Source organism: Halobacteriovorax sp. GB3 (assembly GCF_028649655.1).
Taxonomy (GTDB): Bacteria; Bdellovibrionota; Bacteriovoracia; order Bacteriovoracales; family Bacteriovoracaceae; genus BSW11-IV.
This window is the reverse complement of record NZ_JAQSLN010000001.1, coordinates 495,750-518,307: the sequence shown is the minus strand read 5'-3', so window position 1 is coordinate 518,307 and position 22,558 is coordinate 495,750. Positions and strand designations below refer to the sequence as shown.

The following is a 22,558-nucleotide window of genomic DNA, read 5'->3' as shown; positions in this document are numbered from 1 at the left end:
ATGCCACAACTAGAGCAACTTCTTAACGGCGAACAGACAAAGCAAAAGCTTCCTTGGAAGTTCTTTAGAAAAATTGCTTTAATTCAAATCATCACAGCTGTCCTTATTATTTTAGTAACGGCTGGAGTTGCTCGCTACTATCTAAAAAACTACATTACGAATCAAAGTATTGAACAGCTTGAAGATTCTCTTCAATTAATTAAGCAATCATTTTATTACTCAGATCTCAATCCAAGAGTCTGGTGTAGTGAGTTAAGTGAAAAAAATGATAACCGAGTGACTCTCATCAACACCCTTGGTGTTGTTATGTGTGACTCTAAAGTTACGCGATCTCATCTTAACAACCACGAAGATAGGCCGGAATTTATCGAGGCCCTTAATAAGGGTAAGGGTTCAAGTGTACGCTATAGTGACACAATGAAAGACCAGAGAATATATAGTGCCATCAGACTTCGAAATGCTTCAAATCAAGAGTATATTCTTCGACTTTCATTTCCACTAGCTAAGCTTCATGAGGCCGTTGCAAAGTTAGATATGATTATCATTCTCTTTCTTTTGCCAGTGCTGATTGCGATCGCCGTTATCTCGCTCTATGGGAGTCTAAAAGCATCAACACCACTACAAAAGATTCTTTCAAAAATTTCAACGACAGATAAAGAGATCAATGAAAACTCTCATTATGATGATGAATGGGAGTTAATTTCTAAAACGATCGACTCCACTCAATGGGATAGAAACAGACTCTCATTCAAATTGAATCGTGAATATGTTATCAAAACAAGTCTTCTTGAATCAATTTCAGAATCTATTCTTGCCGTTAGGCACGATGGAAAAATCCTCTTTGCCAACAAACACTTTATTAAAAACTTTTTACCTGTTGAGCATCTTGGAATGGGCCCTGATGAGCTTAGGAAAAACTCTCTTCAAGACTATTTTAACCACGAAGACATTAATATGCTTATTAATGAGTCTATTGAGAAGAAGAGTACGAATCATCTCAACTCAACTCTTCTCCAAATCAAAGGAAAAAAGCACGATGCCTACTTCGACATCACGGTTTCACCAATTAGTATTAGTGAAGACAATATCTATGGTGTCGTCTGTGTTTTTAGAGAAGTAACTGATCGTATACTAACGGAGCAAATGAGAGAAAATTTTGTTGCTAATGTCTCACACGAAGTTCGTACCCCTCTGACAGCAATGAAAGGTTATGTTCAAACTTTAAAACAATTCGGTATGCAAAATGAAGAGTTGGCCAACGAGTGCATGTCTAAAATTGAGCACAATAGCGATCGGCTCACCCACCTATTCTCAGATATTTTGAATCTCTCTGTTATTGAGTCAAAGGGAAAGATTGATAAGTCAGATATTCCACTTCCTGAAATAACAGAACAAGTTATCTCAAATGTAAGGCAATCATACAGAGATAAAGAAGTAACAATTGATACTCACTACGAAGCTGATTCTATATTTGCGAATGCTGCTCTTCTTGAACAGGTTATAACAAACTTAGTTGAAAATGCTTATAAATATATTGGAGATAGTGGAGAGATTAAGATCTCATGGACTCAAAAAGTCGATGAGCAATTTCGCTATATCATTCTTAAAATTTCAGATAATGGTCCAGGAATTGAGAAAAAACACCATGAAAGGCTCTTTGAAAGGTTTTATCGCGTTGATGAAGCAAGAGATAGAAAATCAGGTGGAACAGGTCTTGGTCTTTCAATTGTTAAGCATATTGTTGGAAAACATAAAGGTGAAATAAAAGTAGAAAGTGAAATTGGCAAAGGAACTAGTTTTACCGCTACTTTTCCTCAGTACCTATCTTGATTGATTAACCAAGCAACTTGGCAACATGTGAAGGTGATTGATTCACAAGTCTTAACATATCCAGTGTAGCATTTTTGATGATCTCATCTTTTGCATGATCACTTGCCTCTTTAGCAACATCTGCATCTTGAATTTTACTCTTACTCTTTTCAACATTTTCACGGTGAATTTGTAGATTATTCAAAGATGATGTCATGCGATTCATCGCACTACCAAGTTTCGCTCTACTAGAAGAAATCTCCTCAAGCATACCATCAATGGCCCTAAAAGAATTTTGAGCACCAACCTTAGAAGTGATATTAACACTAGCAAGACCAAAATTATTCGCCGACTTTAAAACATCTTCTAAGTTGTAACTAACTCTATCTTCACGATTATTATTGTTCACACCAATTTGGATATCATAAACACTGCCCTTACCATTAAGGATATGATTTCCATTAAACTTTGTTGAACTTGTCAGTCGCTTAACTTCATCCTTAAGACTGACAAACTCTCTATTTGCAATTTCTCTTTCATGAACACCAACTGTGTCGTTAGCTGCTTGCATGGCCAGCTCTCTTAGACGACCACCAATTTTATGAAGAGTATCCAGAGTTCCTTCTGCCACTTGTAAAAGTGAAACTCCATCATTAACGTTTCTTTGTGCTTGAAGATTGGAAACTGACTTGGCATTGAGCTTTGCAGATATAGCGAGTCCTGCCGGATCGAATGCGGCACGATAAACTCTATTTCCACTAGATAATCTTAGGCTCTCTTCTTCTTGCCTACGGGCAACTTGTCCCAGCCTTCTTTGGGCCAGTAAAGAGAGCGGATTTGTATTGACTTTCATCCTTGAATCCCAAAAATTCGCTCATATGGGGACTACCTTGTCCCTCAATCTCTCTACGGAAATATTTGCCCCTAAGTTTAGAGATTTAAGACTGACTAATTTACTTTAAAAGACTGGGCCCCTCTTGCGGGGCCCTCTAGATATATGGCGTGGGGGGTTTAGCGGTGGGAATGTTTTTTAGATTTGAAGCCACGAAGTCTATTTTTCAGTTTGTGAACCCCTTCAGAAACTGAGCGATGAACGCTATTACCTTTAGCTCTAACATGTTCATCTAATCCATGACCTTTATAGTGGAGTGAAAAACTATAATTATTGCCATCACGTGCTACTACACAATCAACATCACTAGCACGACTAAAGAGTTTTTTTGCTCTATCTAATTTCTCTCTAACGAAGAAATCAAGAGCTTGTGAGTGATCGACACCATGATAGGCAACTTGAACTTTCATAGAACCTCCTATTTTGGATTCCTTTTGAAGGGCCTTATTGTCCTCCTTTTCACTATAAATATGGTATCAATTTTTTATCATACAACCCTATCTTGTATCTAATTATGAAATGATGTTTATCCACTCCTAGCCCCTCCTCAATTAACTCTTATTATGAGCTAGATCATATTTCTTCAATCACAGAACATGTAAAATTCTCTCGTATAAAAGGGAGATTATATGATTACAATTGAACAAGTTATGACAGAGGCTCCACTCTCAGTTGCCAGCGGACAGAGCCTATCTTTTGCGCTAGAGAAAATGAAAGAGCATAACGTAAGACACCTACCGGTTATGGAAGGTGGAAAATTAACAGGAATGCTCTCAGAAAGAGATATTCGCTTTATTGAGTCTTACGAAAAAATAGATTTAAAAGATCTCAAAGTAGATGATGCCTACACTGATGATCCCTACACTGTTATCAAAGAGGCCCTTGTAAAAGATGTATGCAAAGACATGGCCGAAAAGAAACTGAGCTCAGCAATGGTTGTACAAAACGGTCAACTAATAGGTATCTTCACATGGATTGATGCCCTGAAAGTTATTCAAAATCACCTTTAAAAGCAAAAGAGTTCTCTTCAACAATTTGCCAAGCGAGTAAAACTGTAGAAAAATAGAATTACTATTTTGCACGCCGAACTTAAAGTTAAGGAGAACTCATGCGCGTTATCGATTACATCCACCAAGGTGGAGTTATCATGTATATTCTTTTGGCCCTCAATATTGTCGGTCTTGCTATCATGCTTACAAAATTCATCATTTTTGCAAAAGAAAAGAAAATGACTGAACAAATCTCAGACGATCTAGGAAAGAGAGTAAGAGATGACTACGAAAGTAAAGATTCTAATTCAATTATCGAAGTTGCAAAACAAGAACTACAAACATATATCTCTAATATGGAAAGAGGTTTAAATACTGTTAAGATCATCGCTTCCATTTCACCTCTTCTAGGTCTTCTTGGAACAGTTCTTGGTGTACTCATTGCCTTTAGAGTTATGTCTCAAACAGGACTCAATAATCCATCATCATTCGCTCAAGGGATTTCAATGGCCCTTATAACAACAGTTGGTGGAATGATCGTTGCGATTCCACATTATATTGGACACAACTACCTTATTGGAATGCTTGATAACTTAGAGACAACTCTAGAAAAGAAAATCATTAAAAAGGTACTTTAATGCGCAAGCGTACAAGAGAAGTCTTACCTCCAGACATCACCCCAATGATTGACGTTGTCTTTCTTCTACTCATCTTTTTTATGACTTCAACGGTCTTTAAAAAAGATGAATTGGCACTACTGCTCAATCTTCCAAAGGCAAGTAAAGGTGAATCGGTAGAGACGAAAAAAGAGAATATTTACATTGAGCTCTCAGAGAAAGAAATTGCTTATAATGGTGCAAAAATGCCGTTAGAGCAAATCGATTCAAAGTTAAAAGATGTAACTAAAAAAGATACTCCAATTGAACTTAGAGTCGATAAGAATGTTCGTTACGAAAGAGTCGTCATTCTTTTGGACAAGCTTAAAGCAAATAACTTGGCCAACATCTCACTTATTACTGAAAATTAAATTTATTAGACCTCTCTATAGAGGTCTAATAATTTCTTCGTCGTATTTTCAATTCTAAATTTTTCAACATGCTTCATTCCAAGACTTAATTTTTCTAGCCTTAGATCTTCGTTCGTGAGTAATTGCAAAAGGCCATCTTCAATACTCTCAATGCGGTTTGGATCGATAAAAAGCTGATCCTCACCTACAGTTTCAGGAAAGCAACTTCCCATTGATGTTAATACAGGAGTCCCACCAAAAAGTGATTCAATAAGAGGTATCCCAAATCCTTCAAAATGAGAAGGAAAACAAAATAGCTTGGCCATTTGATAAAAGGCCGGTAGCTCAGAAAAAGGGATGCCGTGTAAAATACGAACTCTATTTTCTAAATTATTTTTTGAAATATAATCTACAATTTGCTCTTTATAGGCCTTACCATTTCCAACAAGAACTAAATCTTCATTAATTTTATTTTTAACTTTATCAAATGCCTTAACCAGTGAAAGAGCATTCTTTCTCTGCTCAATTGCTCCAACAGAGAGAATATAGCTTCTTGGAAGCTCATATTTTTTACGAACATCCTCTTTAAATTCGTCTGATACTCGATTATAAAAATGAGGATCACAACTTTGATAATGCACCTTTATCTTACTCTCAGGTACATTTAAAAACTCAATGAGGTCTCTCTTTGTCTGCTCACAAATAGCGAGAACGCAATCTGCAACTTCTACAGAATGAGTGAACTTTCTCTTGTAAGTAAAGCGATCAATCCATGGGAAAAACTCAGGATATCTCATAAAAATGAGATCGTGCATAGAAACGACACTCTTAACTTTCGTTCTTTCTATGCCTATTGGTAATTCATGTGACAGTCCATGAAAAATATCAAGTTCTAAACTCTCTGACAGATAGGCCAGTTGTGATCTTCTCCAAAGGCTTTGAGAGATTTTTGAAAGAAATGTTTTAGGAGTATGCGTGATGACTTGATCGCTAAGTGATTTTTGCCAATCCATGGCCCTTTTAGATTTAAAATCAGGAGTGAAGAGATGGTATTGATTTTGAGGGGCAAATTGATCAAGCCCCTCAATCATAAGTCGACTGTAATTTCCTAGACCTCTAAAATTATGAAAGGCCCTTTTACCATCGTATCCTATTTTCATTTTTTATCCTCTCGGGATAAAAAGCCTTTGTCCCGAATAAATTCTATTGTTTTTCAGAGAATTTATACTAGCAATTTTTTGAATCGATGTCCTGAATTTACGAGCAATTTTAAAAAGATTATCACCTCTTCGTACAACATATGTTTCATGTGAAACTGTCGAAGCTGGAACTCTAAGCTTCTCGCCTTTATAAAGAGTATTTCTTTTAAGTCTATTAATGCTCTTAATTTTTGAAACTGAAGTTCCATATTTCTTAGCTAAAACAGTTAACGACTCACCTGATCTAACTCTGTGAACTTTTATTTTTGCAACTTTTTTTGGTGAGCTAGAATCAGATCCAGGAAGAATCAACTTTTGTCCCGTATAGATAAAACTCTTCTTTAAACCGTTACTTCTTTTGAGTGTTTTAATAGATGTTCCATAACGTTTAGCAATCGAGTAAAGAGACTCTCCTCTTTTCACATAGTGATATTCTGGAAGATCTGTATAAAAACGTCCCTTCTTTGGAGAAAAACTAGCAACTCTTTCGACTTTATTTTTAGGAACAACAACGCGAACCTTCCCTCTTCTTGATCTTACTTGACGATACTTGAAATCGGGATTGAGTTTTCTCATCTCGTTGTAACTAAGCCCTAGATGAGATGCTAAAGACTTTAAGTCAAATGAACCACTAATTGTTTGAATTTCACTTTCAGTGAATATCGTTCCATCATTAGTGATATTGGTAAATTTATACTTTGAAAGATTGTTGTAAATTTCTCTAGCGGCCGCAACTTTTGGAACGTAGTAAATTGTCTCTTTTGGAATAAGCTTCTTTCTAACAAGCTCTCTATAGTCTCTTGTATTACCTTTTCTAATCGCATTGATAATTCGATACTCTCCAGCATTATAAGCACAAAGAGCGAGTTCCCAAGAACCAAAAATATTATAGAGATCTTTAAAGTATCCAGCAGCTGCTTCTGAAGCCTTATGAATATTACTTCTTTCATCGACCGATCTTTCAACTCTTAGTCCATATCTTAAAGCCGTTCCTCTAATAAATTGCCAAGGACCAACTGCAGAAGCGTGTGAGCGGATATGAGTGTTAAATCCACTTTCAATAAGACCAACAAAGAAGAGGTCTTCTGGTAAACCATGCTTTTTAAAAGTCTCACGAACGATTTCACGATAGAGCTGACCATTTCTCATGTGACGAGCAAATCTCTTTTTCTCTCTTTTTGTGAAGTAATTCACCCAGAAATTAAAAAGCTTTGGTGAGTACTCTAGATTCAGCTCGTTCTTTGGATCAAAATGAGTAGTCCCACTTTCCGTGTTATCAACATCAAATGCTTGCTCTTCAGGCTCATTCTCTTCAACCTCTTTTGAAGCAGGCTTGGAAACTGTATTTTGAGTGGCAACAGCAACACTTTGAGGTCTCATTGCATCTTGAATGATCTCTCTTATTTCAGATTTCGTTACATAATTTTGCGAACCTGGTTTTTTAGGTTGAATCCCTGAACATGAAGCAACAAGTAAACTTAATCCGACTATTTTTATATGGCGCAAATTGAACTCCTTAATACAATCTCTATCAATATTCTAAAGTCCTAAGAATTAGGTTCAAGAATCGGACGAAACTTCCTGACGCAACACAGCTATACTTGCATTCTTTTAATGCAGTTCAGATGAAAATAGGCGACCTTTTTCTTCCGTAATGAGACCAAATTCATCCCCTTCATGGAGAAGTGAGCCATCGAGGTCAATATAGTCGAAACCTTCAGCGATAGCGAAGGCGTGCGAGATACCAAGAGATGATTCGATCATGCAGCCAAGCATTGTCTTTAAACCCATTTCCTTAGCTCTTCTAAGTTGCTTTAATGCCTGAAAATAACTTCCGGCCTTCATTAGTTTTATATTCACACCGTGAAATCTTTCTTTGTAATAGTCAGTGATTTCATTATTTGTGATAGATTCATCTGCAAAGATAAGAACAGGAGCAACTTCCTTAAGATCGAGGGCCTCTTCATGGGCAGAAGCAGGAAGTGGCTGCTCGATGAAATCAAGCCTTGAATAATCAAAGCCTTTAAGAAATTCGATGACCTCATGAGCACTTTTAAAACACTCATTTCCATCAATGCGAATGCGTCCTTGATAATGAGTTAAAACCTCATGAACAAAAGTGCTATCTTCTACTTTTTCAACTTTAATTTTTAAGCTAGAAAAACGATTTAGATCATGTGTCGCGATAAAAGATTCAACTTTCTCTTTTTCCATAATCGGGACAGAAAAAGATGTTTCAATCTGTGAAATAGTATTCGTTCCAAGTAAACGATGCTTCGAAAGATCACTGATTCTTGCAATATAGTCAACGAACGCTGATTCAAGACCAAACTTTAAAGCATTACAATAAGAGCAACTCTTTAAAAATTTCGTTAACTCTTCAATCGATTCAAATTTTTCAGGTTTCTCATTTAAAAATAATTCAAATTCTTCAATTACTCTTTCTGGAGTTTCCTCAAAATGAAGATTAGGAGCTATCTCGCCAAATGCTTTATAATCACCTTCTTCAATCTCTATGATGAAATTTTTTTTCTCTAAGCTCGTTGATCTTGAAATTTTCCAGTCAAACTTTAACTTGAGTTCTATCGGTCTAATATTCCACTTCATAGAAAAGATTCGCCTTTTTTAATATGATAATCAATATACAATTCTGGATGTCCAGATTTTATTATTTTATCCCTTTTTATTAAAAGCTGGTATCAGGTAATTATGAACTTAAGAATCGATCTCATTATCAATGCCTTTGTAAGTGTTGTTTTTGGCTATATTTTTATCAAAACACTGGGACCAGCTCTCTATGAGTGGCTCTACGAGAAAGTAACAGGTAGGCAGCTTAAAAAAGGCGACAATTTTGATTCACTAATTGAAAAGAAAAAAAATGCCCTAAGGAATCAAGGAGCTTCTCAAAAAGAATTCGCCCCCTCAAAGAAGTTGCGAGAGAAATCGAGTGATTCAAAAGATTTTCTTCAGATTTTAAAATCTCATCTTGCTAATGGAGATGAAGAGGATTTAAAGAAATCCATCAAATTAATTGAATCTCTTCAGTGGGGAGATCATCCGACCTTTAAAGAAGTGGCAAAATCAATAGAGCGCGACTTTGCTTTAAAACTTACAACTGATCAGATTTCTCGCGCTTTTAAAGAATTAATCCAATCGAAGTTTTATGAGAAATTCAAAAGACAACCCCTCAGCTTTAAAGAAGTCACTTCGATCTTAAAACTATACGTTGTCATTGACTCTCTTGAACAAGGAAGAAGGGCCCCAATTATAGAAAAGATTTATGCTATAAACTCTTTAACCCTTCAGCAAGCTATCGCACTTCATCTCTATTTTGATAAGAATGATAGAGCGAAAGGTCTTGCACAAATTCAAGAGACTGAAGTACCAAAACCTGTTGGAAATTCTCCTATAATGAGTCGCTATTTTAAGATCATTCAAGATGTAGAAAACTATCAAACAAAATCTCTTTTAAAAAACATTCAAAACACGTTCTACTTGATAAAGGCGATTACGCCTCTCGAAGAATTAAATAAAAAGTCCACTACTGAGCAGGCTTACCGAGTTCTAGGACTAGCCGAGGGGTCAACAGAGGAAGAAGCAAAGAAAATTTACAGAAAACTTGCGAAGGTTTTCCATCCAGATGTACTCTCCGGAGAAGGTCTCAATGAAGCCGGCAAAAAGATAGCCAGCGAGAACTTCACTATAGTGAAAATGGCCTATGATATAATCAAACAAAACAATAAATAGGAATTATTATGCAAAGAAAGCACGAACAAATTGTTCAAATGATCTACGAGCAAGTTGTCAATATTATCAGTGAGACCAATGGTCTCAATCTAGCAGATACAATCGAACTTCTCCAACACTCACCTGCAGTACAAGAAAATCCTATGGTAGAGAAATCAGTTAATGAATTTCACCGCCTGTTAATTGGTTTTCATAGCGATGAAGTTGAAATCGACACTCTTTTGAATCACCCTTTTTCAGAGGCCTTTTTTCGCTTCTTTAGAGACTTCCCTCTTCCATATCATGAAGAACATATTCACTTAACGGGATCTCTAACAGCAGAGTTTATCTACCCTAGGCTTAAGGTTCTTCTTGAAGGAGAGAATAAAGAAATTTATGAGAAGAAAATTGCAGAAGTTTATGGTGAGGACTCCCTACCAATCAACTCTGTTGAAGATGTTGATAATCTGATTCGTCTAAAAGATGGCGAACAGTTCATGCAATACTTGAAGATTCTCTATCTTCCAAAGCTCATTTTGAACTCGAGACAAGCTCACTTCGATGCTGCTTATCACATGGCCAAAGATCTCTACGAGAAATATAACGTAGGAAAAATTCGATTAAAGTTCACCCTTTCAAGATCTACTGGTATTAAATCAGAACAAATTCCAGGACTCGATGATGTAACAGAAGAAGATGTTGTCTTTGGTCTCTATGATGGTTTTAAAAAATTTCAAGAAGAGAAACCATTTTTTGACTTCATTCTCTCTCCTAGTTTTAGAAAGGAATTAAATTTTTACGATACAGAGAATTACTCTTCTAAAAAAGATCACTTCATGGATCAAGTCGATAAAATTCTCGATATTATCGATCAAAGACCAGAGCTTGCTTATCACCTTTGTGAAGTTGATACCGTTGGAGATGAGAAAGAGCTTTATAGAAAAGTACATTTCAGTGAAATGCGCAGTGGTCTAAGAAAGCTTCAATACAATGGTTTTAGCATTCGATCTCACCACGGTGAAACTTGGAAGACCCTTAAAAATGGTGTTCAGTCTGTAGATAATGCGATGAATATTTGGCATATCGACACATTAGAACATGGACTCAGTTTAGGGATTAACCCAAACTTCTACTTCCACCGTCTTTTTCAAAGAGTCATGGAAGAGAATAAGGCCTCTCGCCCAGTTAAAGAGGGTTCTCAAACAGAAAATGAGCTTAAAAATATGGACTGGTATGAGCCAGAAGTTCTGGAGAAACTCTTAAAAGGTGAACCGCTAAATAAGAGAGAGGAAACTCTCTTTTTAAAAACCAAATTCCATACAGCAAGGGAGATTGAGCACTATCAACACGACGTCCTCAACAGAATGATCCATAAAAAAGTATCGCTTGTTGCCCTTCCTACATCAAACTTGAAGTTAACAGGTTCATTCCCTGATTATAAAGACCACCCATTTTCATGGTGGGAAAAGAAAGGTGTTAACCTTGGAGTTGGTACAGATAACTATGTAACGCTATCGACAAATTATATCCAAGAGCTTCTTATTCTCCTAGTCTCTGATCCATATAATTTAAAGATTACAAAACTACTTATGGTTTCGACAAAAGAAGATAGAAGACCATTTATTTCTCACCTACTATGGGAGATGAGAAAATCTCTTAACGAAGATAGAGAGTAGCTTCCGCGGCTACTCTTTCTGGCGATATATCAACCATACATTTTTGATAAACATCTTGAACACACTTACCTCGCCCATCTTTAGTACATGGGCGACAAGGTAGCTCAATATCTAATGTCTTCATTTGAGATCCTGTAGGAAATCCGAAAGCCGTTGGTCCAATAAGAGCTAAAGCTTTTACGCCCAGGATATCGGCGACATGTAAAACCCCTGTGTCTGCAGAAATAAGGCCCTTAGAGAGAGTTACTAAAAAAGAACTCTCCATCAAACTCAGTTTCCCAGCAAGATTTAAAACTCTACCAGGAGCAAGATCAACTAATTCTTGGCAAAACTCATCACCAGGTCCGCCAAGAACAACGAATTTCTCATTTTCCATTAACCTGATAAGGCTTTTCCAATGATCCAGTGGCCACCTTTTCATTTCCCACGCCGCAGAAGGAGCAAGAGCGATAAAGTCATACTCAACAAAATGTGATTCACCTAATTTCTCTTTAACATTTTGAATTTCTTTTTCACGGAAATTCCATGTCTGTGAAAGATCATCGCGACTAAACTCAACTCCCCAACTTTTTAAAGGTTTTAAAAAAGAGAGCATTCCACGATAAGGCCAATCATAGGTATTCTTTCTAAATTTAAATAGTAGAATTCTCTTTAAACGATCTTTTGAGCGCCTTACAAAATGTGCTCTAGAAAATGGCGGGCATAAAATTAAAGACATTATTTTAGAGCGGATATTTGAGTGAGCATCATAAACATAACGATACCCTTCTTTTCTTAGTTTAAATGAGAGCTTAATAAGGCCGACAAGCCCTTCCTTTCGATCAAAGCTCCAAAGCTTGTCGATCATTGGATTGTAACTTAAAAGTGAGCTCATATCACTTCTTGTAACCCAGTGAACATCAGACTGAGGAAATTTTGCTCTCAAGGGATTTAAAACAGACATTGTTTGAACAATATCCCCAAAGCTTGAAAATCTAATAATTAATATTTTTTCTCTCACCAAACTACCTTACACTATTTTTAATTTTTAGACATTTTGCATCATGTCCAGACCATATTGATTGATTTTCACTTCAATGCGAAAATAGACTTCGGAGGAAACAATGCCATTCAAAAAAGAACATTTAGCAAGCTTAATTAAAGTGGCCATGGATAACAAGGCCAGTGATATTCATATTCGTGCCGAGGAAACACCTGCGCTAAGAATCAAGGGAGAGCTCTACCCAGTAAAGTCTAACAGACAATTCTCTCTTTCAGATATTGAAGATATCGCTCATATCATAGGTGCTATTAAAAAGAATGATGACGATCTCACTACAATACACGAAGTGGATGGCGCATACGAAATTGAAGGGCTCTGTCGACTAAGGTACAACGTTTTTCGATTCGCCGATCGCTATGGGATTATCTTTAGAATTATCAATACACAAATTCCTACAATAGCTGAACTCAACCTAAGTTCTAGTCTCTATGATATTTGCGATTATAAGAGAGGACTCATTCTCGTTACTGGTGCAACCGGTTCAGGAAAAACCACGACTCTTGCCTCTATGATTAATCATATCAACGAAAATAAACAAACACATATTGTTACCATTGAAGACCCTATTGAATATCTACACTTTCAAAAAAAGTCGAGAATCTCTCAAAGAGAAATTGGTAAAGATACAGACGACTTTAAAAGTGCTCTAAGGTCTGCTCTTAGACAAGACCCTGATATCATCCTCATTGGTGAACTAAGAGATCAAGAGACTATTTCTACGGCACTCAAAGCTGCTGAAACAGGTCACCTTGTCATTGGAACTGTGCACACGACAAATGTTATCAGTACTATTAACAGAATTATTTCAATGTTTCCTAGTGAAGAGCAAAATGAAGTTCGAAAGAGAGTTTCAGAATCTCTCAAGGCCGTCATTTGCCAAAGAATGCTTAAGGCAAGAAATGAAAAAGGTATTGTTGTGGCACAGGAAATCTGCCAGTCAAATCCAGGAATTAGAGAGTGTATTCTTGGCGACGAACCACTAGCAAGAATCAATTCAATCATTGCTCAAACAAGTGGCTCGCAATCATTTGACGGACATATAATGAGTCTCTACCAAAATAATATTATCTCTAAGCAAGTTGCCCTTGAATCGGTTTCATCTCAATCTGATTTTATGCAAAAACTAATTGTAGAGTAATTCCGTTAAAGATAATAAATCATGGAGTGTTCTCTTTCTTCTATTTGTAAAGAGAATGAGAACGCCTATGATTGATACGATAGAAAAGAACTTAATGTATTCTCGTAAAGCTATTTGTAAAAATCCAGCTCTTCTTTCACTGAAATTACAAATACGAATTCTCTTCATCTTTTTTCCCAAACTTCCCGCAAAGAGAATACTTGGGATGATAACAACGATATGATACGCAACTAAAGTCATGGCCGCTACTGCTAAATGAAATTGATCAATTTGTCGAACTTCATGTGGAAGCTGAAGTAACCATTTAAGAGGTATTTTAAAAAGAGACGAATCGTAGAGATAAACTCCGCCAACAATAAGTCCAGTTAAAATAAGATCAATAAAAAAAGCAGTTGTTCTAACTGTAAAGCGAACAGGAGTAGCACGATCATTTAGTTGCCTCTCCCTTGCACGCTCTTCTCTGGCCATTTGACTTCGAGTTTTACGTTTAGGAAGACTCTTATAATCGAGTCCAATATTTTTTTCTTTTTTTGTTAGTGGTTCTAATTCTTTAGGCTTTTTGATTGAGGCAACGACTCTTTTTTTAGTCTTTGTCTTGTCATCAGATTTTGCCCCGTCACTAGTCTCAACCTCAAAACTCCAGTCTTGAGAGTCTTTCTTCTTTTTCTCCGCCATCCGTGGCCCTTTTTCTATAGACTTTTAATTTTTTTAACTAGCAGATCAACTTCTTTTTTGGCCTTATCACATTCTTTTTTCCATTCGTCATGAGAAAGTGAAGAGTCCATATTCATAAGAACAACACCTAGTGCTCTTGTTTTATCATTTAATTCCTTAAGGAGTTGGACGGCTAATTGCTCGTCCTCCAGCTCCTCAAGAATCAACATAACTTCATTTATTTCGCTATTATCAACGTACGTTTCAATTTTTTCGCTCAAACTATAACTCCAACTTACTTATTCGACTTATCTGCAGCCAGTTTATACTGCTTAACAGATTTACCTTTAAGCATATCACCTACAATAGACATCGTCTCTCTTAGCTGAATATCTTTTCTTAAAGTCGATACCCATTCATCCTTACGTTGTTTAAAGTCATCTTTCCAGTGCTTTTCATCACCTGGATTAATTTTTTCATGGGCCTTTAAAGAAGCTTCAAAGTTAGTTACTTCAAGGTCTTTAAATTCTTTTTCAATTTTAAGTTCCTCTACAATTTTCTTATTCTTTTCTTCTTCACTTTTAAATTTATCGAAATTAAGAGTTACATTTGTTTCATTTTTTCTCTTCGTTAAGTAATCGATATTTTTCTGTAGCTTACTGAACCACTGATCTTTAGAAACACGTTTTTGAGAGTTTGAACTTAGTGTATTTAGATCATAACTAAATCTCTTCCAAGTATCATACTTTAAAGGCTGTACCTTATCCCATGGTAGAGAGTAATCAAGGTCTTGTTCTCTATTTTCTACATAAGCATATGGGTCTGGAAGTATAATATCTGGAGTTACACCTTTATACTGTGTTGAATCACCATTTACTCGGTAGAACTTTTGAATTGTCACTTTTAAGGCCCCAACAACAGGACCAAAGAAGCTAACAAGTGCACCTTGGTTTAAGTTATAAATGGCCTGAACAGTTCCCTTACCGTGAGAATATTCCCCACCAACAATAACGGCTCTTTTATAGTCTTGTAGAGCTCCTGCAAGAATCTCAGAGGCCGAGGCACTAAATCTATTAACCATAACAACCATTGGGCCATCATACTCAACAGATGGATCAGTATCTTTTTTAATTTCTGTGTAACCGCGACTATCTTTAACTTGAACGATTGGTCCTTGCTTAATGAAAAGACCTGACATTTCTGTGGCATCAATAAGTGCTCCACCACCGTTATTTCTTAAGTCGAGAATGATAGCATCAACATTTTGTTTTTTAAGTCGATTCACTTCATTCTTAACATCATTCGTACAGTTGACCGTATTATTTTCGAAGTCTCTATAAAACTTTGGAAGATGAATATATCCAACTTTATAATCAGAATCTTTAAGCTTTAGAACTGAAGACTTCGCATAGGATTCACCAACTTGGACGACATCTCTAATAATAGGGATAACCTTTCTCGCACCGTCGGCCTTTCTAACAGTTAATCTTACTTCAGTATCTTTTTTCCCTCTAATGTAGCGAACAGCATCCTGTACTCTCATTCCAACAAGATCAACGGGCTCCCCCTCTTCACCTTCTGAAACGCTTAGAATAACATCATCAACCTCAAGCCCTTTTTGTCTCCAAGCAGCTCCACCAGGTACGATTGTTACGACTTTAATATAACCATCATCTTCTTGAAGAACAGCACCAATACCTTCTAATTGACCAGAGATATCAATATCGAAGTCTTCTTTTCTCTTTGGTGGTAGATAAACTGTATGTGGGTCAAAGATTGTAGCGATTGAATTGAAGAACTTTTCAAAATAGTCCGTTCTATTTTCCTGAAGTTGTCTTTCAAAGTATCTTTTGTATTTTTTGTTTACAAGCTCTTTTGCTTTTTCTTGAAGTTGGGCATCAGTTAAAATTTTCTCTTTCTTCTTTGCCTTATCTTTTTTCTTATCTTTTTTATCTTTCTTATCTTCTTTTTGAGATTCAATTTGATCTTCGGCCAATGTGTAATAACGAGTTAAGACAGATTGTTTAAAAATCTTTCTCCAAAGTTCTTTATGTTCTTTTGCGTTTGCGACAAATTCTCTTTTTTCTGGATCAAGTTCTAGAGATTCATCCTTAGAAAAATCGAAACCTTTTTTGAAATACTCTTCTCTATACTTCTCAGCTTCTTTCACTCTTTTAGTAACAAGATCAATTGTCTTACCTAAAAGAACGTGATCTCCAGATTTCATCTGGTCATCCATTTTATACTGATACTTTCTCAATTCTTTCACATCTGCTTGAGTAAGAAAGTGCTTAGCGTAATCAATTCTTTTTAGATACTCTTCAAAAGCTTTTACTGAAACAGAGTCGTTAACTTTTAATTTCCTGTAATGTCCCTGCTCTAGTGCACCTTTAACCATATTCCCAATAAAACTTTCTTTTTTAGGATTTGGCGTTAAATCAGGTCCCTTATTCTGTTCTGCAAAAGAAGGGTATGTTAGAGAAAGCATCATCCCTGTAATTAAAAAATACTTCATTTAAGCTCCATTTATTTATAACGATATATAGAGAATCTATCTTTCTATAATAAGTTCTCTATCCTTATCAATAAAGGGGCAAAATTGAGTCATTTCATAATTTTACAAAAAGTTGACATTTTTATTCAACATTATGGAACTTTATCTCTCCAACGTTGTTAAATTTGTACACTTCTGCATCATCAAGGGCCTTTGTCAGAAGCTCGTTAACGTCATTTTCTGCCAAAAATGCGTCCCAGTACTTCAATTGCGGGCGAATGATAGGATGCTTTGGCGCAAATAAAGAACAAGCATCATCGTGAGGGATAATAGAGATATCATGAGTTCCTATCTTTCTTGCCGTTTCAATAATTTCTAATTTATTAAATCCAACTAAAGGTCTCATGATTAGGCGATCAGAACTTTTATCAAGTGCACTCATATTATCAATTGTCTGGCTCGATACTTGACCAAGAGCATCTCCAGTTAAGATGGCCTGGGCGCCATTTCGATCAGCGAGCAAATTGGCAATATCGATCATATATTTTCTAAAAAGTAGAGTTCTGTACTCTTCTCGACAGACTTTTGAAATATGATTTTGAACTTCTCCAAACGGAACGACATACAGACGGCATCCATTTTGAAAACATGAAAGAACTTTACACATATCTAGAATCTTCTCTTTTACTTCTTCACCAACATAAGGATAGGCATAGAAAAAGATAAAATCTTGTGAAGCTCCCCTTTTTGACATCATGTAACTGGCTACAGGTGAATCAAACCCACCAGAGATCATCGTTACAAGACGACCACTTGTTCCAACAGGTAGTCCACCAGGGCACTTAATTGTCTGAGTTGAAATATAGATTGAGTTCGGCATTACTTTGATATCAATATAGAAATCAGGTTTATGTACATCGACCTTAAAGTGTTCAAAATTTCTTAAAACATGGCCAGCAACAAAGCGGTTAAGCTCCATCGATGGAGTTGAAAAACGCTTGTTAATTCTCTTTGATTGAACTTTAAACGTCTTCTTTTCAAGACCCATTTTCTTCAATTCTTTTTCTACAGCAGGAAGAATCGCCTCTTGATCAAGGGCCACACTTACAACTGGAGAAAAGGAACTTAATCCAGGAACTTTTTTAAGTGCATCAATTATCTCTTCGCCAAACGCAACTTCAGATCTTGCGACAAGTCGTTGCTGCTCATTTCTGATTGTAACAGGAGCTTCATGTAAATTTTTAAACAAGAACTTCAAATGCTTTTTCATAGCACTAAAGTAGTGAGGTCTATTTTTTCCTTTAAGCCAGAGCTCATCGACATTTAAAACAATTGTTGTATACATGACATTCCTTATTACTTAATGAGCATTCCAATTTCATTGATAACGCTTCTAAATTCATTGATAAGTGATTCGACTTCATCTTTGGTAGTATCCATACCAAATGATAGTCTCAAAATATTTTTGTGAAATTTACTATCGATCCCAAGCGCCAAATAGCTAGGATTCAACCCCTTAACCTTTGATGAACAGGCAGAAGATGAAGAGATATAAACGTCTTTCATTTCAAGGTGCCTAAGGAGAATATCACTGGAAATTCCTTTAAATTGAATCATTAAAATATAAGGGCTCGTTGATTCAAGAGAGAATGGATAAGAGATATTCTGATGAAGTTTAGAGAGTTCTTCTCGCAAGAAAAGATTCAATTCTTTTGCCTTTATATAAGCATCATTTAATTTTTCAAATTGATCCTTGGCAGCACTAAAGAAAGCTTCAACAAGAGGATAGGCCAATGTCGATGAACGCATACCGTGTTCTTGATTTCCACCATGTAAGAGAGGCTCAAGAGTTACACCCTTTTTTAAATAAAGAGCTGCAATCCCCTTAGGCCCACAAATTTTATGAGCTGAAATTGAATATGAATCAATTTGAGAGTCTTTTAGAGAAAATTCAACTTTAGAGAAGGCCTGAACACCATCAACATGGACATGACATTTCGGTGATTTCTTTTTTATAAGGGCCGCAATCTCAAGAATATTTTGAAGCGATCCCGATAGATTGTTAACGTGAGTGATCACGACAAGTTTTGTAGCTTCATCAACGAGCTTCTCTAGAGATTCAAAATCAATAGTAGCATCATGACATAGAGGCATTTCAAAAAGCTTTGCCCCAGTCATTTTTTCAATAAAACCTAGTGGATTAACGGTACTTGGATGATCAGAATTAGAGAAAATAACTTTTGATTCGCTATTTAGTCCCAATCCCTTAATGACTGTATTATTTGCTTCAGTGGCAGAAGAAAGAAAATAGAGTTCATATTGATCTTTTGCTTTAAGAAAATCCAAAAATGAACAACGAATCCCCTCAACTTTTTTCGCAATATTCTTTGATAATTTATGCGCAGAATGAGGATTAGCAAAATCGCTTTCAAAAGAATTTTTCAATGATCTAAGGGCATTTTCACTTAAAGGTGTGCTTGCCGCATAGTCAAAATACAACATGAATGACTCCTAACCTTAAAGAGCGAATAATGCCCATACCAACGCCATATGTCAACGAGTTAGGTCAAAAGGGAACTCTTGTGACATATGCAAAATTCTATATAATTTAAACTCTATAAATATTTCTATTATACCTTAAAAAAGAGGAATATATGCAAGGACTTGGCTACTTCCAACATCCAACTATTCACGAAAATTCAATCATTTTTCAATCAGATGACGACCTTTGGAGATTAGACCTCAACGAAAGGGCCTATGCCTATAAAATCACTTCAGGACGAGGAGCAATGACAAGTCCTCACTTTAGTCCAAATGGTAAACTTGTTGCATTTATAGCGACAGACTTGGGACAAAAGAATGTTTACCTCATGGACTCCTATGGAGGTGAATACGCCAAGGTATCCAATCTTTTTTGGCCTACGATTCTTGGATGGAAAAACGAGAAAACTTTAATCGTAAGTTCATCACATGAGCATTTCACGGCAAGAGAACGTCTCATCTATGAGCTCAATATTGAGTCGCTTGATTTAAAAAGAATTGATGTTGGCCCCGCTGCCGCTTATGCACAAAATGAAACAGGCGAAACTCTTCTTGGGAGAAATAATGGAGACCCAGCGAGATGGAAAAGATATCGAGGCGGAACTGCTGGAACAATCTGGACTTCTCAAGCTAAGAGCAAGGGTAATCGTTTTAAACAAATTTTAAAATCGATTAAAGGAAATTTAGCTTCTCCAAAGTGGTGGAATAATCGTATTCTCTTTATCTCTGATCACGAAGGGATTGGAAATATCTACTCTTGTACAAAAGATGGTCGCTCAATTAAGCGAGTGACCCATCACCAAGATTTCTATGTGAGAAACTTCTCTATTCACGGCGATAGAATTTGTTACCAATGCGGAGCAGATCTCTATCTTCATGATTTGTCGACAGGCGCCGATCAGCTTGTTGAATTTGAATTTAAAACAACGGCCATTCAAGGGCAAGAGCGATTTGAAAATGCATACAACTATCTTCAAGAATATATTATCAATGAAAATGCGGATAAATTAGCCCTCACTGTTCGAGGGCAGATACACATCATTCCTCCATGGGGAGGGGCTCCAATAAAACTTGGAAAGGATAATGTTCGCTACAAAAGCCCCCTTTGGCTGAAAGTAGAAAAGGCGCAAAAAGGAAAGAAGAAAAAGAAAAAAGAATTCGAAACAAAGCTCCTTGCGATTCGTCTAGAAAACAACACTGAAGGTCTCTCACTATTTAATTTAGAAAATATGCAAGAAGAAGAGATCACTCTCAAAGAAGATTGGGGGATCATTAGCGATCTATCCCTCTCTCCAGATAAAAAGCATATCTGTGTAGTTAATAATAGAAATCAGATTTTCTCACTTGATCTTAAAAAGCGAAAACTTTCACTGATAGATGAAGGTAAATCGTGGCCAATTGCCTTCAGTGATGTTGCTTGGTCCCCAGATAGTAACTATCTTGTTTATCCAAAACCACTTAAACAAGGTACAGAGGCCCTCATGGTCTATAACTTCAAAAAGAAAGAGCTTAGGCAACTAATAACGCCAGTTCTTGGAGATGGTAGTCCTTGTTTTTCACCTGATGGAAAATATCTCTACTTCCACTCAATGAGAGAATTTCATCCAGTTGAATGTGAAACGCACTACGACCTCTCATTTCCAAGCGCAAGTAAAGTCTATGCTCTTTGTCTTGAGCCCTCTACTCCACCACCAATGGAGCGTTACTTAAACTTTGAAGAAGAAGATGATAATGAAGATCAAGATGATGAAGATTTAACTGAAGAGACAATCATTGACTTCAATGGCATCGAAAATAGAATTTATGCTCTCGATCTTCCTATGGGTGGATATATCGAGACAAAAGCAACTGATGAAAGACTCTTTATCTTAAAAAAAGAAGCACAGACCATCTCACCTCTTATGTCGGCGATGGAGACAACGAGTAGCGCTCTTTATACTTTTGACTTCAAAACAAAGAAATTTGAAAAGTTTCATGACGATACACATAGCTTTATGCTCACTGACAACGGAAAGTATCTTCTCTTAGAAAGTGATGACTTGCGATTAGTTCAAACATCATCAAAGCCTTCTGATGATCAAGGCTATGATAAGAAGAATGGATGGATCGATATTCAAAGAATCAATATCAAAATATGCCCAAGACGAGAATGGCGACAAATGTATCAGGAAGCATGGCTCCTTCAAAGAGAGCACTTTTGGACGCCAGATATGTCAAAAATTGACTGGGAAAAAATTTATAAGAGATACCTTCCCCTACTTTCAAAGGTAAACACAAGGCTTGAATTTAGTGATCTCATCTGGGAGATGCAGGGAGAACTTGGAACGAGTCACTGTTATGAATTTAGCGGTGATTACAATAGAAGACCTCCTCAATTTCCAAATGGGCACCTTGGTGCTAGTTTCAAATTTCAAAGAAAAGATAACTCTTTTGAAATCACCTCAATCCATCATGGAGATTCATGGAATCCATTTTTTAGCTCCCCCCTCGCCGTTTCAGGAGTCGATTTGAAAATTGGTGACAAAATCTATGCTATTGATGGAGAAGCTTTTTCGAACTCACAAAGTTTAAACTTCTCACTAGAAGGAAAACCAAAAACGAGAATCACTCTTTATATTAAAAGAAAGAACAAGAGAACATTTGAAAATGTCATTGTTGAAACGATTCCCAATCCAACTCTCCCTCTCTATAGACAGTGGGTAAATAAGAACAAAGAATATGTTCACAAGAAAACCAAAGGAAAGATTGGCTATGTCCATGTTCCCGACATGGGGATTTTTGGCTACTCAGAGTTTTTTAGAAATTATCTTTCAGAGTCTAATCGCGAGGGATTGATTGTTGATGTTCGCTATAATGGCGGAGGATCAGTAAGTCAGTTAATTTTTAAAATGCTCAATCAGCAAGTCATCGGCTTCAATACGACAAGATGGTATGGGCATGACAACTATCCTAGAAACGCTGTAAATGGGCCAATGGTTTGTTTAACAAATGAGCACGCAGGTTCAGACGGAGATATTTTCTCTCATAGTTTTAAACTTAAGAACCTTGGTAAACTCGTTGGTAAGAGAACTTGGGGTGGTGTTATCGGTATTTGGCCTCGTCACTATCTCAATGATAATAGCTTAACATCTCAACCTGAATTTTCTTTTTGGTTTAAAGATGTAGGTTTTAACGTTGAGAACTACGGTACAGACCCTGATATTGAAGTTGAGATAAGTCCTGAAGATTGGGCAAAAGAGACTGATTCACAACTTGATAAATCGATTGAAGTCATTATGAAAGAGCATAAGAAAACCCCTCCTCTAAGGCCAGACTTTAAAAAGAAGCCAAACTTAAAGGCACCAAAACTGCCAACAGAATAAAAAAAGGGGCCTCTTAAGGCCCCTCTTTAT

Annotated in this window: 19 protein-coding genes; 8 read left to right on the top strand and 11 right to left on the bottom strand. The window is 36.5% G+C overall.

Going from position 1 to position 22,558, the window contains the following annotated elements; all coding sequences use genetic code 11:
- On the top strand, positions 1-1,830 hold the full coding sequence (locus tag HBN50_RS02585; protein WP_273867698.1) for an ATP-binding protein: 1,830 nt from the start codon (positions 1-3) through the stop codon (positions 1,828-1,830).
- A 4-nt stretch (positions 1,831-1,834) separates the two neighbouring features.
- On the opposite strand, the gene HBN50_RS02580 is transcribed toward HBN50_RS02585, so the two are convergent.
- Positions 1,835-2,662, bottom strand: a complete 828-nt coding sequence (locus HBN50_RS02580; protein WP_273867696.1) for a flagellin N-terminal helical domain-containing protein — start codon at positions 2,660-2,662, stop codon at positions 1,835-1,837.
- A gap of 158 nt (positions 2,663-2,820) precedes the next feature.
- Complete coding sequence (locus HBN50_RS02575; RefSeq protein WP_273867694.1) at positions 2,821-3,111, bottom strand: HPF/RaiA family ribosome-associated protein; 291 nt, start codon at positions 3,109-3,111, stop codon at positions 2,821-2,823.
- Between the two features lie 219 nt (positions 3,112-3,330).
- Here HBN50_RS02575 and HBN50_RS02570 point away from each other — a divergent pair, with 219 nt between their 5' ends.
- The 3 genes from HBN50_RS02570 to HBN50_RS02560 all read left to right on the top strand — a co-directional run bounded on the left by HBN50_RS02570 (position 3,331) and on the right by HBN50_RS02560 (position 4,717).
- Entirely contained in the window at positions 3,331-3,711 is a 381-nt protein-coding gene (locus HBN50_RS02570) for a CBS domain-containing protein (RefSeq protein ID WP_273867691.1), read from the top strand.
- Between the two features lie 98 nt (positions 3,712-3,809).
- Positions 3,810-4,328, top strand: a complete 519-nt coding sequence (locus HBN50_RS02565; protein ID WP_273867689.1) for a MotA/TolQ/ExbB proton channel family protein — start codon at positions 3,810-3,812, stop codon at positions 4,326-4,328.
- Positions 4,328-4,717, top strand: coding sequence for an ExbD/TolR family protein (locus HBN50_RS02560; RefSeq protein ID WP_273867686.1), 390 nt, complete (start codon positions 4,328-4,330; stop codon positions 4,715-4,717). Before HBN50_RS02565 ends, HBN50_RS02560 begins: the two co-directional genes overlap by 1 nt.
- A gap of 5 nt (positions 4,718-4,722) precedes the next feature.
- On the opposite strand, the gene HBN50_RS02555 is transcribed toward HBN50_RS02560, so the two are convergent.
- The 3 genes from HBN50_RS02555 to HBN50_RS02545 form a co-directional block, all read right to left on the bottom strand.
- Complete coding sequence (locus HBN50_RS02555; protein WP_273867685.1) at positions 4,723-5,856, bottom strand: glycosyltransferase family 4 protein; 1,134 nt, start codon at positions 5,854-5,856, stop codon at positions 4,723-4,725.
- A 3-nt stretch (positions 5,857-5,859) separates the two neighbouring features.
- Positions 5,860-7,401 carry a lytic transglycosylase domain-containing protein gene (locus HBN50_RS02550; protein WP_273867684.1) on the bottom strand — a complete coding sequence of 514 codons (1,542 nt, stop codon included), beginning with the start codon at positions 7,399-7,401 and terminating at the stop codon, positions 5,860-5,862.
- A 105-nt stretch (positions 7,402-7,506) separates the two neighbouring features.
- Positions 7,507-8,502 (bottom strand): enolase C-terminal domain-like protein, encoded by a 996-nt coding sequence (locus HBN50_RS02545; protein WP_273867683.1) that lies wholly within the window; start codon positions 8,500-8,502, stop codon positions 7,507-7,509.
- Between the two features lie 102 nt (positions 8,503-8,604).
- Between HBN50_RS02545 and HBN50_RS02540 the strand changes: the two genes are divergently transcribed.
- Together HBN50_RS02540 and HBN50_RS02535 are read left to right on the top strand one after the other, a co-directional pair.
- Positions 8,605-9,642 (top strand): DnaJ domain-containing protein, encoded by a 1,038-nt coding sequence (locus tag HBN50_RS02540; protein WP_273867681.1) that lies wholly within the window; start codon positions 8,605-8,607, stop codon positions 9,640-9,642.
- A gap of 8 nt (positions 9,643-9,650) precedes the next feature.
- Positions 9,651-11,297, top strand: coding sequence for a hypothetical protein (locus tag HBN50_RS02535; RefSeq protein WP_273867680.1), 1,647 nt, complete (start codon positions 9,651-9,653; stop codon positions 11,295-11,297).
- Here HBN50_RS02535 and HBN50_RS02530 read toward each other — a convergent pair.
- Positions 11,278-12,297: a glycosyltransferase family 9 protein gene (locus HBN50_RS02530; RefSeq protein ID WP_273867678.1), complete on the bottom strand. Its 1,020-nt coding sequence runs from the start codon at positions 12,295-12,297 to the stop codon at positions 11,278-11,280. The two genes, HBN50_RS02535 and HBN50_RS02530, sit on opposite strands and share 20 nt — an antisense overlap.
- Positions 12,298-12,400: 103 nt before the next feature.
- On the opposite strand from HBN50_RS02530, the gene HBN50_RS02525 reads away from it, so the two are divergent.
- On the top strand, positions 12,401-13,477 hold the full coding sequence (locus HBN50_RS02525) for a type IV pilus twitching motility protein PilT (protein WP_273867677.1): 1,077 nt from the start codon (positions 12,401-12,403) through the stop codon (positions 13,475-13,477).
- Here HBN50_RS02525 and HBN50_RS02520 read toward each other — a convergent pair.
- From HBN50_RS02520 to HBN50_RS02500, 5 genes are all read right to left on the bottom strand, one after another.
- A complete protein-coding gene (locus tag HBN50_RS02520) occupies positions 13,463-14,152 on the bottom strand; it encodes an RDD family protein (RefSeq protein ID WP_273867676.1) in 690 nt (229 codons plus the stop codon). The two genes, HBN50_RS02525 and HBN50_RS02520, sit on opposite strands and share 15 nt — an antisense overlap.
- A 14-nt stretch (positions 14,153-14,166) precedes the next feature.
- Positions 14,167-14,412 (bottom strand): hypothetical protein, encoded by a 246-nt coding sequence (locus HBN50_RS02515; protein ID WP_273867675.1) that lies wholly within the window; start codon positions 14,410-14,412, stop codon positions 14,167-14,169.
- Between the two features lie 14 nt (positions 14,413-14,426).
- A complete protein-coding gene (locus HBN50_RS02510; protein WP_273867674.1) occupies positions 14,427-16,646 on the bottom strand; it encodes a carboxy terminal-processing peptidase in 2,220 nt (739 codons plus the stop codon).
- Positions 16,647-16,767: 121 nt separating this feature from the next.
- A complete protein-coding gene (gene thiI, locus HBN50_RS02505) occupies positions 16,768-17,970 on the bottom strand; it encodes a tRNA uracil 4-sulfurtransferase ThiI (protein WP_273867672.1) in 1,203 nt (400 codons plus the stop codon).
- Between the two features lie 11 nt (positions 17,971-17,981).
- Positions 17,982-19,127, bottom strand: coding sequence for a cysteine desulfurase family protein (locus tag HBN50_RS02500; protein WP_273867671.1), 1,146 nt, complete (start codon positions 19,125-19,127; stop codon positions 17,982-17,984).
- 152 nt (positions 19,128-19,279) lie between these two features.
- On the opposite strand from HBN50_RS02500, the gene HBN50_RS02495 reads away from it, so the two are divergent.
- Positions 19,280-22,528 carry a S41 family peptidase gene (locus HBN50_RS02495; RefSeq protein WP_273867670.1) on the top strand — a complete coding sequence of 1,083 codons (3,249 nt, stop codon included), beginning with the start codon at positions 19,280-19,282 and terminating at the stop codon, positions 22,526-22,528.
- Positions 22,529-22,558 lie beyond the last annotated feature (30 nt).

Bases quoted from the DNA above. Each gene is read 5' to 3' on its own strand.
- HBN50_RS02545 (WP_273867683.1), bottom strand. From the start codon at position 8,502: ATGAAGTGGAATATTAGACCGATAGAACTCAAGTTAAAGTTTGACTGG.
- HBN50_RS02575 (WP_273867694.1), bottom strand. From the start codon at position 3,111: ATGAAAGTTCAAGTTGCCTATCATGGTGTCGATCACTCACAAGCTCTT.
- HBN50_RS02560 (WP_273867686.1), top strand. From the start codon at position 4,328: ATGCGCAAGCGTACAAGAGAAGTCTTACCTCCAGACATCACCCCAATG.
- HBN50_RS02570 (WP_273867691.1), top strand. From the start codon at position 3,331: ATGATTACAATTGAACAAGTTATGACAGAGGCTCCACTCTCAGTTGCC.
- HBN50_RS02525 (WP_273867677.1), top strand. From the start codon at position 12,401: ATGCCATTCAAAAAAGAACATTTAGCAAGCTTAATTAAAGTGGCCATG.
- HBN50_RS02520 (WP_273867676.1), bottom strand. From the start codon at position 14,152: ATGGCGGAGAAAAAGAAGAAAGACTCTCAAGACTGGAGTTTTGAGGTT.
- HBN50_RS02495 (WP_273867670.1), top strand. From the start codon at position 19,280: ATGCAAGGACTTGGCTACTTCCAACATCCAACTATTCACGAAAATTCA.
- HBN50_RS02565 (WP_273867689.1), top strand. From the start codon at position 3,810: ATGCGCGTTATCGATTACATCCACCAAGGTGGAGTTATCATGTATATT.
- HBN50_RS02580 (WP_273867696.1), bottom strand. From the start codon at position 2,662: ATGAAAGTCAATACAAATCCGCTCTCTTTACTGGCCCAAAGAAGGCTG.
- HBN50_RS02555 (WP_273867685.1), bottom strand. From the start codon at position 5,856: ATGAAAATAGGATACGATGGTAAAAGGGCCTTTCATAATTTTAGAGGT.
- thiI (WP_273867672.1), bottom strand. From the start codon at position 17,970: ATGTATACAACAATTGTTTTAAATGTCGATGAGCTCTGGCTTAAAGGA.
- HBN50_RS02535 (WP_273867680.1), top strand. From the start codon at position 9,651: ATGCAAAGAAAGCACGAACAAATTGTTCAAATGATCTACGAGCAAGTT.
- HBN50_RS02585 (WP_273867698.1), top strand. From the start codon at position 1: ATGCCACAACTAGAGCAACTTCTTAACGGCGAACAGACAAAGCAAAAG.
- HBN50_RS02510 (WP_273867674.1), bottom strand. From the start codon at position 16,646: ATGAAGTATTTTTTAATTACAGGGATGATGCTTTCTCTAACATACCCT.
- HBN50_RS02500 (WP_273867671.1), bottom strand. From the start codon at position 19,127: ATGTTGTATTTTGACTATGCGGCAAGCACACCTTTAAGTGAAAATGCC.
- HBN50_RS02540 (WP_273867681.1), top strand. From the start codon at position 8,605: ATGAACTTAAGAATCGATCTCATTATCAATGCCTTTGTAAGTGTTGTT.